The sequence below is a fragment of the Streptomyces sp. WAC06614 genome (assembly GCF_003949795.1).
GTDB lineage: Bacteria > Actinomycetota > Actinomycetes > Streptomycetales > Streptomycetaceae > Streptomyces.
In genome coordinates this window covers 1-11891 of record NZ_RPRY01000218.1, presented here as the reverse complement: position 1 = coordinate 11891, position 11891 = coordinate 1, and the positions used below count along the sequence as shown (strand labels likewise).

Sequence of the window (11891 nt, the reverse complement as noted above, 5' to 3'; positions counted from 1 at the left end):
TCGTGGCAAGTGGCGGGGTGGAGCTCGCGGCACGTGGCCGGGGCTGCCAAGGTACCGCGCCACCGGGCCGGTCAACCCGGTGCGGACGCGGCGAGTTCGGGGTGTTGTGCGCGCCAGGCCCGCCGCTTCGTCGTCAGCTACGCCGGCTTCAACCGCCCGTGGGCCGTGTGGATCGGCCACCGCCTGGAGGAGCACGGCCACCGGGTCAGCCTCCAGCGCTGGGACCCCCAGCGCAGCCCCTCCCTCACCGAGGCCCTGAACGACCTCGCCCGCGGCAACGGCAAGGTGCTGCTGGTGCTCAGCGAACGCTACTTCTCCGTGGGCACCCACTCCGAGGACGAGTGGAACACCGCCCTGCGCGCCCTCACCGACGCCCACCCCGACCGGTTCGCCGCCGTCAGTCTCACCGACGCCCCGCTGCCCACCGCCGTCGCCGCCCTGGAGCACGCCGACCTGTGGGGGCTGGACGCGTACGAGGCCGAGTACCGGGTGCTGCGCCGGCTGGACCTGCCCACCGAGCGGATCGGCACCGAGACCGGCCGCCGCGGGCCCCGCTTCCCCAACGACCCGCCCGAGATCTGGGGCCGCGTCCCGCGCCGCAACCCCCGTTTCACCGGCCGCAACGACGTCATCGCCACCCTGCGCGAGGCCCTCACCGACGCCCCGCCCGGCGCGTCCACCGTCACCCTCCTCGGGCTGTCCGGCGTCGGCAAGACCCAGGTCGCCACCGAGTACGCGTACCGCTTCGCCTCCGAGTACGACGTGGTGTGGTGGGTGCCCGCCGAGGACCGCCCCACCCTGCGCGAACGCCTCGCCGACCTCGCACCCGCCCTCGGCCTGCCCCGCGGTGCCGGCAGCTACGGCGAACAGATCCGGGCCGTGCTCGAAGCGCTGCGCCGCGGCACCCCGTACGGCCGCTGGCTGATCGTCTTCGACGGCTGCGACAACCCCGACGACCTCACCGACCTGCTGCCCTCCGGAGCCGGCGACGTGATCATCACCTCCCGCAACCGCGAATGGGCCTCCCGGCACACCAGCCTCGTCGAGGTCCCCCTCTACGCCCGCCCCGAGTCGGTCACCTTCATCCGCCGCCGCGCCCGCCGGCTCACCCACGACGAGGCCGACCAGCTCGCCGAGGCGCTGGAGGACTACCCGCTCGCCCTCGACCAGACCGCCGGCTGGCTCGCCGACTCCCCGCTGACCGTCGGCGACTACCTGCGGCTGCTGCGGCGCCGGCTGGACTCGCGGGAAGCGGTCACCGTCTCCGACGACTATCCGCTGCCCTTCCCCACGGCCCTCGCGATCCTCCTCAACAACGTCCGGGAGAACTTCCCCGACGCCCTCGCCCTGCTCCGGCTGTTCGTGTTCTTCGCGCCCGGCCCCGTCCCGTTGCGGCTGCTGCGCGAGTTCCCCGCCGAGGAGGTCCCCGAACAGCTCGCCGGACTGATCAACGACCAGATCCGGTGGAACGCCGCCCTGAACAAGCTCGTGCAGTTCTCCGTGGTCCGCCTGGAGTACTCCGACCTGCCCGTGGAGGAGGGCGGCGGCGGGCTGGAGACGGTCCAGCTGCACAGCATGGTCCACGGCATCGTCCGGGAGAACCTCTCCGAGGCGGAGGCCGCGCCCCTGGCCCGCGCCGTACGGCAGGTGCTCGCCGCCGCCGACCCCGGCCGCCCCTCCGACTCCCAGCTGTGGCCGCGCTACGCCGAACTCATCCCGCACCTGGAGACCGCCGGCGTCCTGACCAGCTCCAACACCCGCATCCAGAGCTTCCTGCTGCACTGCCTGCGCTACCTGGTGCTGGCCGGGGAGTACCGCACCTGCCTACGGCTGTGCGAGGAGACCGACCACCACTGGCGGAACATGCTCGGTGACGACCACGAGCGGGTGCGCGAGCTCAGCTACCAGTACGGCGGAGCCCTGCGCAACCTCGGGCTGTTCCGGCGGGCCGAGACCCTCACCCGGGCCGTCGCCGACCAGGTGCGGGCCGAGCGCGGCGACCGCGACCTGGAGACGCTGCGGGCGACCAGCGCGTACGGCGGCGTCCTGCTGTGCATCGCCAAGTTCGAGCCCGCCCGGCAGCTGTTCGAGGACGGGCTGGCCGCGTACCGGGAACTGCTCGGCGAGGACGACGCCACCACGCTGAACGCGCAGAACAACCTGGCGGCCACCTACCGGCTGCTCGGCCGCTACCAGGAGGCGTACGACCTGGACCTGGACACGCTGCGACGGCGGGAGCGGGTGCTGCGGCCCCAGCACATCTCCACGCTGTCCTCCGGCATCGCCTGCGCGATGGGGCTGCGGCTGATGGGCCGCTACCGCGAGGCACAGACCCGGCAGGAACAGGGCCTACGGCTGAACACCCAGGTCCTGGGCCTGAACCATCCGCAGACCCTACGGGCCGAGCACAACCTGGGGATGTGCCTGCGGCGGCTCGGCGACATCCCCGGCGCCGGGCAGCGGCTGCGCAACGTCTGGGAGCGGGCCACCCGCGTGTTCGGGGCGGACTACCCCTGGACCCTGATGGTGGCCTCCGACTTCGCGACGTACCTGCGGGAGTACGGGGACATCGAGGAGGCCCGGCGGATCTCGGAGGACGTGGTCCGCCACTACCAGGCCCAACTGGGCCTGGCCCACCCGTACAGCATCGGTACGGTCGGCAACCTGGGGCTCGTGCTGCGCGCGCAGGGCGAGCGGGAGGCGGCGCTGAGCCTGTGCGAACAGGCGCTGGTGGGGATGCGCGGCGCGCTGGGGGAACGGCACCCGTGGACCCTGGGCTGCGCGCTGAACGCGGCCGGGTGCCGCAACTTCACGGAACGGCTAGACGAGGCGCTGGAGTTGAGCCGGGAGACGCTGCGGGGGGTGGAGCAGGTGCTCGGGGCGGACCATCCGATGGCGCTGAGTGCGCATACCGCGCTGGCGGCGGACCTGCGGGCGAAGCAGGAGCTGGAGGAGGCGGCGCGCCACGAGGACCACGCCTTGCGGGCCCTGGCCCGCACCCTGGGCACCCAACACGTCCACACCATCTCCGCCCGCCAACGCATCAGGCCCTACTGGGACTTCGAGCCCCAGCCGTAGGCCGATCCCGGGGTCCGGGGGCGGAGCCCCCGAAGGAAGGCCGAAGCCCGGCCCCGCGTGGTGCGGGGCCGGGCTTCGGCAGGGAGGGCGAGGCCTAGGCCTCGAAGACCTCGTTGATCAGCTGCTGCTGCTCCGCCTGGTGGCGCTTGGCCGAGCCGACGGCCGGGGAAGAGCTGTGCGGCCGCGAGACGCGGCGCAGGCGCTCGCCCGCGGGGATGTCGGCGCCGACCGCCAGGTCGAGGTGGTCGATCAGGTTGAGCGCGATGAACGGCCAGGCACCCTGGTTCGCCGGCTCCTCCTGCGCCCAGATGTACTTCGCCGCGTTCGGGTACTTGGCGATCTCCGCCTGGAGCTCGGCACCCGGCAGCGGGTACAGGCGCTCGATGCGGATGATGGCCGTGTCCGTGATGCCGCGCTTGGCCCGCTCGGCCTCCAGGTCGTAGTAGACCTTGCCCGCGGTGAAGACGACCTTGCGGACGGCGTTCGGGTCGACGGTGGTGTCGCCGATGACCGGGCGGAAGCTGCCGGTGGTGAACTCCTCCGCCTTCGACGCCGCGGCCTTCAGACGCAGCATCGACTTCGGGGTGAAGACGATGAGCGGCTTGTGGTGCGGGTTGTGGACCTGCCAGCGCAGCAGGTGGAAGTAGTTCGACGGGAGCGTCGGCATGGCGACCGTCATGTTGTTCTGCGCGCAGAGCTGGAGGAACCGCTCCGGGCGGGCCGAGGAGTGGTCCGGGCCCTGGCCCTCGTAGCCGTGCGGGAGGAGCAGCGTGACGCCGGAGGTCTGGCCCCACTTCTGCTCGGCCGAGGAGATGAACTCGTCGACGACGGTCTGCGCGCCGTTGACGAAGTCACCGAACTGGGCCTCCCAGAGCACGAGCGCGTCCGGGCGGGCCAGCGAGTAGCCGTACTCGAAGCCCATGGCCGCGTACTCGGAGAGCAGCGAGTCGTAGACGTTGAACCGGGCCTGGTCCTCCGACAGGTACAGCAGCGGGGTGTAGTCCTCGCCGGTCTCCCGGTCGATGAGGACCGCGTGGCGCTGGCCGAAGGTGCCGCGGCGGGAGTCCTGGCCGGACAGCCGGACCGGGGTGCCCTCCATCAGCAGCGAACCGAAGGCCAGGGTCTCGCCCATGCCCCAGTCGATGGTGCCGTCGTCGATCATCGCCGCGCGGCGCTGGAGCTGCGGCAGCAGACGCGGGTGGACGGTGACGCCCTCGGGGATGTTCACCTGGGACTCGGCGATCCGCTTGACCACGTCGAAGGAGACGGCGGTGTCCACGGCGACCGGGAAGTCGCCCGGCTCGGCCGGGACCGGCGCGCCGACGGCGGGCTGCGTCGAGGCCTCGCGGACCTCGGCGAACACCTTCTCCAGCTGGCCCTGGAAGTCCTGCAGCGCCTGCTCGGCCTCTTCCAGGGTGATGTCGCCGCGACCGATGAGGGACTCGGTGTACAGCTTGCGCACCGAGCGCTTCTTGTCGATCAGGTCGTACATCAGCGGCTGGGTGAACGCCGGGTTGTCCGACTCGTTGTGGCCGCGGCGGCGGTAGCAGATGAGGTCGATCACGACGTCCTTGTTGAACGCCTGACGGAACTCGAAGGCCAGCCGCGCGACACGGACGACGGCCTCGGGGTCGTCGCCGTTCACGTGGAAGATCGGGGCCTCGATCATGCGGGCCACGTCGGTGGCGTACATGGAGGAGCGGGAGGACTCCGGCGCCGCCGTGAAGCCGACCTGGTTGTTGATGACGACGTGGACCGTACCGCCGGTGCGGTAGCCGCGCAGCTGCGACATGTTCAGGGTCTCGGCGACGACACCCTGGCCGGCGAAGGCCGCGTCACCGTGCAGGGCGACCGGCAGGACGGTGAAGTCCGTGCCGCCCTTGCCGATGACGTCCTGCTTGGCGCGGACGACACCCTCCAGGACCGGGTCGACGGCCTCCAGGTGGGAGGGGTTGGCGACCAGGGAGACCTTGATCTGCTCCCCGTCGAGACCGGTGAAGGTGCCCTCGGCGCCCAGGTGGTACTTCACGTCGCCGGAGCCGTGCATGGACTTCGGGTCGAGGTTGCCCTCGAACTCGCGGAAGATCTGCGCGTACGACTTGCCGACGATGTTGGCGAGCACGTTGAGGCGGCCGCGGTGGGCCATGCCGATGGCGACCTCGTCGAGGCGGGCCTCGGCGGCGGAGTCGATGACGGCGTCGAGCAGCGGGATGACGGACTCGCCGCCCTCCAGGGAGAAGCGCTTCTGGCCGACGTACTTCGTCTGCAGGAAGGTCTCGAAGGCCTCGGCCGCGTTCAGGCGGCGCAGGATGCGCAGCTGCTCCTCGCGCTCCGGCTTGGAGTGCGGGCGCTCGATGCGGTCCTGGATCCACTTGCGCTGCTTGGGGTCCTGGATGTGCATGAACTCGACGCCGGTGGTGCGGCAGTACGAGTCGCGCAGCACGCCGAGGATGTCGCGCAGCTTCATCATGGACTTGCCGGCGAAGCCGCCGACCGCGAACTCGCGCTCCAGGTCCCACAGGGTGAGGCCGTGCTCGGTGATGTCGAGGTCGGGGTGCTTGCGCTGCTTGTACTCCAGCGGGTCGGTGTCGGCCATGACGTGGCCGCGGACCCGGTAGGAGTGGATGAGCTCGAAGACGCGGGCGGCCTTGGTGACGTCGTCGTCGTGGCTGGCGTCGATGTCGCGGAGCCAGCGGACCGGCTCGTAGGGGATGCGCAGCGACTCGAAGACGTCGTCGTAGAAGCCGTCCTCGCCGAGCAGGAGGTTCGCGACGATGCGCAGGAACTCGCCGGAGGCCGCGCCCTGGATGACCCGGTGGTCGTAGGTCGAGGTCAGGGTCATGACCTTGGAGATGCCCAGCTTGTTCAGGGTGTCCTGGGAGGTGCCCTGGAACTCGGCCGGGTAGTCCATGGAGCCGACGCCCATGATGACCGACTGTCCGGGCATCAGGCGGGGCACGGAGTGGACGGTGCCGAGGCCGCCCGGGTTGGTCAGGGAGACCGTGACGCCGGTGAAGTCGTCCATCGTCAGCTTGCCGACGCGGGCGCGGCGGACGATGTCCTCGTAGGCCTGCCAGAAGCCGAAGAAGTCGAGGGTCTCGGCCTTCTTGATGCCGGCGACGACGAGCTGGCGGTCACCGTTGGGCTTGACCAGGTCGATCGCCAGACCGAAGTTGACGTGCTCCGGCTTGACCAGGGTGGGCTTGCCGTCCTTCTCCGCGTAGGAGTAGTTCATCGACGGCATGGCCTTGATGGCCCGCACCATCGCGTAGCCGATCAGGTGCGTGAAGGAGATCTTCCCGCCCCGGGCGCGCTTGAGGTGGTTGTTGATGACGATGCGGTTGTCGAACAGCAGCTTCACCGGGACGGCGCGGACGGACGTGGCCGTCGGCATCTCCAGCGAGGCGTTCATGTTCTTGGCGACCGCGGCGGCCGGTCCGCGGAGCGTCACGAGCTCGGGGCCGGCGGGGGCCTCGGTCGCGGGCGCGGACTTCTGAGCCGGGGCGGCGGCGGCCGGAGCGGCGGCCTGAGGGGCAGGCGCGGCCGGTGCGGCGGCCTGGGCCTGGGAGGTGACAGTCACAGCAGGGGCACCAGAGGGAGTGGCAGGAGCAGGGGCAGGAGCTGACGCAGGCGTGGGCGCAGAGGCCGGAGCAGGTACTGCGGCGCCGGCCGCCCCCGTGGCGGCGGCGTCGGGGACCTGCGGCGTGACCTGAGGGGCTGCGGCGGCGGTGGCGGCCTGTGCGGAGGCGCCATCCGTCATCGGCTTCACCGTCGTCGCCGGAGCGGCTGCGCCGCCCCCCGGCTTGTAGTCGGCGAAGAAGTCCCACCAGGCACGATCGACCGAATTCGGGTCCTGGAGGTACTGCTGGTAGATCTCGTCGACGAGCCACTCATTGGCGCCGAAGCCTGAGGCAGGGTTCTTCCCGCCCTCTGCTGCTTCGGTCGTGGTGCTCGGGTTACTCGGGGACTGTGGCGACACGGCGGCAACCGCCCTCTTCCGCTTCACAAGGTATGGACAGCGGGAATAAAGGCTACGCCTCTCAGGCCGTGAGATGCAGACCGGGCGGGACTTACGTCGCGTAGGTCACATCGAACGGCGGGTTTCGCCGGGGGGAATGGCGGGAAACCAGCCTGGTTCGGGTACGGGTGACCGCGGTTGCGGCCCCCTGGCGTCGCACCCCTGACGGATCCCGTGCACATGTGGCCGAGATCATTTCCTTTCCCCTCGAACCCTACGTCAACCTGCGGGGGGCGAGCTTCCCGGAAGGGTGACGCGGATCCTGCATCCCCGTGACGATTCGGCCACGCGGATGTCGCCGCCGTGCAGCCCGACGGCCCAGCGGGCGATCGCCAGGCCCAGCCCGGTGCCCCCGTCGCCGCCGGTGCCGCTGCCCCGGTTGAACCGTTCGAAGACCCGGTGCCACTCCGCCTGCGGGATGCCGGGGCCCTCGTCGAGCACCTCCAGCGTCAGGCTCCCGGGCGCCGCGCCGCCGCGGGCCCGGACGGTGACCCGGCCGTGCGGGGGGCTGTGCTTGACCGCGTTGTCGATCAGATTGGCCACCACCTGGTGCAGCCGCTCCGCGTCCGCGTACGCCGTCAGGTCGGACGGGAACACGTCCAGGTGCAGGTGGACGTCGTTGCGGGTGCGGCCGCCCGAGCCGGAGGCCAGCCCCGGCCGGCCGGCGCGGGCGAGCCCCGACTCCTTGAGCACCCCGGACAGGTACGGCCACACCTCGAAGCGCCGGGCCTTGAGCGGGACCACGCCGTTGTCGAGCCGGGACAGGTCCAGCAGGGTCTCCACCAGCCGGCCCAGCCGCTCGGTCTGCTTGAGCATGGTCCGCATGGTCTCGGGGTCGGCCGCCGAGACCCCGTCCACCACGTTCTCCAGGACCGCCCGCAGCGCCGCGATGGGGGTGCGCAGCTCGTGGGAGACGTTGGCGACCAGCTCCTTGCGGTGCCGGTCCACCGCCTCCAGGTCGTCGGCCATCAGGTTGATCGTGGCGGCCAGGTCGCCGAGCTCGTCCCGGCGTCCCGCGCCGCGCACCCGCCGGGTGTAGTCGCCGTGCGAGATCGACCGGGCGACCGTGATCATGTCGTCGAGCGGCGCGGTGAGGCTGTGCGCCACGAACTGGGTGATCAGCATCGAGGCGATCACCGAGAACACCGTGATGAACCGCAGTTCGGTCTCGGTGCGCAGGGCCACCAGCACCAGCCCGGTGGTGATGAAGACCGAGACCACGACGAGCGTGCCCAGCTTGGTCTTGATCGAGAACGGTGAGAACGGGCGCAGCGGCCCGAGCGGCGGGAGCCCCTCGTCGGGGGAGCGCAGCCGCTCGTCCGGCCGCAGACGTTCACCCGGCCGGGGCCGCGCGCGCCCGCCCGGTTGCCGGGCCCCGGAACTCACGGCTGCGCCGGGGTCTCCAGGGCGTAACCCACCCCGTGGACCGTACGGATCCGCTCGGCGCCGATCTTGCGGCGCAGCGCCTTGATGTGGCTGTCGACGGTCCGGGTGCCCGACGCGTCGGCCCAGTCCCACACCTCCGCCAGCAGCTGCTCCCGCGAGAGCACCGCGCGCGGGGTGCCGGCCAGGCACACCAGCAGGTCGAACTCGGTGGGCGTCAGGTGGACGTCCTCGGCGTGCACCCGTACGCGGCGCTGGGCGTGGTCGATCTCCAGGTCGCCCAGCCGCAGGGTGGACCCGCGGGGGGCGGTGGCGGCGATGTTCGCCCGCTCGACCCGGCGCAGCAGCACGTGCACGCGCGCGGCCAGCTCCCGCATGGAGAACGGTTTGGTCATGTAGTCGTCGGCGCCGACGCCGAGACCGACCAGCATGTCGGTCTCGTCGTCACGCGCCGTGAGCATGAGCACGGGGACCGGCCGCTGCGCCTGCACCCGGCGGCACACCTCCAGGCCGTCGAAGCCCGGCAGCATCACGTCGAGCACCAGGAGCTCGGGCAGCCAGCTCTCGGCGAGGGCGACGGCGGCGGGGCCGTCCGTGGCCACCTGGACCTGGAATCCCTCGGCCCGCAGGCGGGCGGCGATCGCGTCCGCGATCGTCCGGTCGTCCTCCACGACGAGCACCCGCCGTTGCGCGCCAGGGGTGGCCGCCGCCCCGATCGGTGTGCTGTGTGTCTGTTCCATCGTCCCGCCCCGGTAGTCCAGCGTGATGAAGGGCAGCGTAGAGGAGCCACCGGCCTGCGGCTATGAGGGGTTCCGGCCGAGATGGATCACGTCCGGGACACCTCGGGCAACGGGCACCTCTTCCGTCCGTACCGAGCTGAACCCGGCATTCCGCATTGCCGTCCCGAACGCCTCCGACGGCCGCGCCGACCACACCGCGAGCACGCCTCCGGGCCTCAACCGGGCGCGGCAGGAGGCGAGTCCGGCCGCGGAGTACAGGTTCCGGTTGTCCTCCGTGACGGTCCAGTCGGGGCCGTTGTCGATGTCGAGGCAGAGGGCGTCGAAACGGTCGGGGCCTTCCCGGAGAAGTGTGACGAGATCGGCGCGCAGCAGGCTGACGCGCGGGTCGGCGAACGCGTCCGCGGTGACGGAGGAGAGCGCTCCGCGGCGGTGCCAGTCGATGATCGCCTCCTCACGCTCGGCGACCGCGATCCGTCCCCAGACCGGCTGGGCGGCGGCGTGCGCGAGGGAGAAGCCGACGCCGAGCCCGCCGAGCAGCAGCGCCGGGCCGGTCCCCGCGCCTCCCTCCGCCGGATTCCGGCCCAGGGCGGCCAGGGCCGCGTCGACGAGCAGGCGCTCCGAACGGCCGTCGGAGGTGTCCATCAGGAAGCAGCCGTTGGCGATGATCTCGTAGACCGGCTCCCCGCCCGGTGCCGCGGCCTCACGTCTGCGCAGCACCACCTCGCCGTACGGGCCGTCGCGGCGGTCGAGCGTGGACACGGGCATGGACGCGGGTGTGGGGACGGGCAGGGGCATGGATGTGGGCACAGGCATCGGCGGCTCCGTTCCGTGACCGTACGGTCACTCCTGTTCCGCTGAACGAAGCGGGGCCGCGCGGTGTTCCGCCGTTACGGCGCCTCGAACGGGGGCAGGGCCTGGAGCACCTTCGCCAGCCGCGCCGGCATCGCCCCCTGGTCCGCCGCCACCTCGTGGCCGCCGTGCACGAACGCGTACGTGAACCCGTCGTACACCGGCCGCTCGCTCAGGAGCGTCCGCGGAAGGTGCGGGAAGTCGGCCGCCGCCAGCGCGCCGCGCAGCGCGTCCAGCTCCGCCGCCGACAGCCGCCCGGAGCCGGCCGGCTGCGCCTGCCGGTCCAGCCGGGTCCACGAGCCGTCCCCCTTGACCAGGATGCTCCACCGGCGACCAGCGCCTGGTCACCGTCACCCGCACCGGAAGCACCAGGAGGCCGCCATCAGCCGGACCCCGCCGTGGCGGTGGCTGCCTCCGCTGCTCGCCCTCGCCCTCGGCCTGTGGGGGCTGGACCGGGGTGGCAGCATGTGGCGCGACGAGTCCGTGAGCTGGCAGGTGGCCCACCGCCCGCTCGGTGACCTGCTCGGGCTGCTCGGCCGGGTGGACGCCGTCCACGGCCTCTACTACCTGCTCACCCACGCCCTCCTCCCGCTCGGCGAGGCCGCCGGCCTGTCCGGGCCGGTCGCGCTGCGGCTGCCGTCGGTGGCGGCCACCGCCCTGGCCGCGGCCGGGGTGGCCGCGCTCGGCCACCGGCTGGCCGGACCGCGCACGGCCCTGGCCGCGGGCGTGGTGTACGCCGTCCTGCCGCCCGTGCAGATGTACGCCCAGGAGGGCAGGTCCTACGCGCTGGTGGCCGCCGTCGTGGTGGGGGCGACGTACCTGCTGCACCGCCGGCGGTGGCCGGCGTACGCGGTGGTGCTGACGGTGGCCTGCTGGCTGCACGAGTTCGCCGTGCTGGCGCTGCTCGCGCACGCCGTGACCGGCCGGCGCGTGCGCGCCTGGCGCCGGTGCGCGGCGGCCGTGGCCGTGCTGGTGCTCCCGCTGGCCGTGCTCAGCGCGGGGCAGGCCGGGCGGCAACTGGGCTGGCTGGGCCGGCCGTCCTGGGCGGACTGGGCGGCGTACGCGGGGGTGGCCGGGCTGGCCGCGCTGCTGGCACGCGGCGCCGACCGGGAGCTCGTCCGGCTGGCGCTGCCGCTGGCGGTGCTGCCGCCCGGGCTCCTGCTGACGGTCTCGCTGGTCCACCCGCTGTACGTCGACCGGTACGTGCTCTACGCCCTGGCCGGGCTCGCCCTGCTGGCCGGGGACCGGCTGGCGCGGGTCCGGGTGCGGGCGGTGCGGTGGTGGCTCCGGCCGGTGGGGGCGGCGCTGCTGGTGCCGGTGGCGCTCTGGTCGGTGTGGCTGCGCACGCCCGACAGCCGCAAGGACGACGCCCCGGCCGTGGCGGCGGCCGTACGGGACCTGGCCCGGCCCGGTGACGCGGTGCTCTTCATGCCCGCACGGCGGCGCGAATGGCTGCTGTCCTCGCCCGGGGTCTACGGCGCCCTGTCCGACCTCGCGCTCGACCGCGCCCCGGCCGCCTCGCGCACCCTCCAGGGCACCGAACTCCCCTCGGAGGGGATCCGCGCGCGGCTGACCGAGGCGCCGCGGGTCCTGGCCCTGCTGGACCCGGCGGACCAGCCGTGGGACGCGTACCCGCGCGAGGCGGTCAAGCGGCAGACCCTGGCCGTGTTCTTCGACCTGTGCGAGATCCGCCCGGTCCACGGGGCCCGGGTGGCCCTGTACGCCCGGCCGGGGGCCTGCCCGTAGCGGCGCGGGCAGAGGATGATCACGGGGACCCACGAGCGGGCCCCGCCCGCCCCACCCCCACCTGCGGAGGTCCCCGA

7 protein-coding genes are annotated in these 11891 nt (G+C 72.6%); 2 read left to right on the top strand and 5 right to left on the bottom strand.

Translation table 11 applies throughout. The features are described 5' to 3' along the window. The first annotated feature begins 33 nt into the window (after positions 1 to 33). On the top strand, positions 34 to 3078 hold the full coding sequence (gene fxsT / locus EF918_RS24720; protein ID WP_125650608.1) for an FxSxx-COOH system tetratricopeptide repeat protein: 3045 nt from the start codon (positions 34 to 36) through the stop codon (positions 3076 to 3078). 94 nt (positions 3079 to 3172) lie between these two features. On the opposite strand, the gene EF918_RS24715 is transcribed toward fxsT, so the two are convergent. The 5 genes from EF918_RS24715 to EF918_RS38475 form a co-directional block, all read right to left on the bottom strand. Beyond that, complete coding sequence (locus EF918_RS24715) at positions 3173 to 7057, bottom strand: multifunctional oxoglutarate decarboxylase/oxoglutarate dehydrogenase thiamine pyrophosphate-binding subunit/dihydrolipoyllysine-residue succinyltransferase subunit (protein WP_125650606.1); 3885 nt, start codon at positions 7055 to 7057, stop codon at positions 3173 to 3175. A 258-nt stretch (positions 7058 to 7315) separates the two neighbouring features. Then, positions 7316 to 8368 (bottom strand): ATP-binding protein, encoded by a 1053-nt coding sequence (locus EF918_RS24710; RefSeq protein WP_125650614.1) that lies wholly within the window; start codon positions 8366 to 8368, stop codon positions 7316 to 7318. A 110-nt stretch (positions 8369 to 8478) separates the two neighbouring features. Continuing rightward, positions 8479 to 9219, bottom strand: coding sequence for a response regulator transcription factor (locus tag EF918_RS24705; protein WP_125650604.1), 741 nt, complete (start codon positions 9217 to 9219; stop codon positions 8479 to 8481). A 60-nt stretch (positions 9220 to 9279) separates the two neighbouring features. Continuing rightward, on the bottom strand, positions 9280 to 9984 hold the full coding sequence (locus EF918_RS24700) for a spermidine synthase (protein ID WP_260610616.1): 705 nt from the start codon (positions 9982 to 9984) through the stop codon (positions 9280 to 9282). 122 nt (positions 9985 to 10106) lie between these two features. After that, positions 10107 to 10229, bottom strand: coding sequence for a hypothetical protein (locus EF918_RS38475; protein ID WP_260610614.1), 123 nt, complete (start codon positions 10227 to 10229; stop codon positions 10107 to 10109). Between the two features lie 157 nt (positions 10230 to 10386). Here EF918_RS38475 and EF918_RS24695 point away from each other — a divergent pair, with 157 nt between their 5' ends. Continuing rightward, complete coding sequence (locus EF918_RS24695; protein ID WP_260610617.1) at positions 10387 to 11814, top strand: hypothetical protein; 1428 nt, start codon at positions 10387 to 10389, stop codon at positions 11812 to 11814. Positions 11815 to 11891 lie beyond the last annotated feature (77 nt).

What these genes read in the sequence shown, in the direction of transcription:
- EF918_RS24700 (WP_260610616.1), bottom strand. Translation starts at nt 9,984, where the DNA reads ATGCCCGTGTCCACGCTCGACCGCCGCGACGGCCCGTACGGCGAGGTG.
- EF918_RS24705 (WP_125650604.1), bottom strand. Translation starts at nt 9,219, where the DNA reads ATGGAACAGACACACAGCACACCGATCGGGGCGGCGGCCACCCCTGGC.
- EF918_RS24695 (WP_260610617.1), top strand. Translation starts at nt 10,387, where the DNA reads ATGCTCCACCGGCGACCAGCGCCTGGTCACCGTCACCCGCACCGGAAG.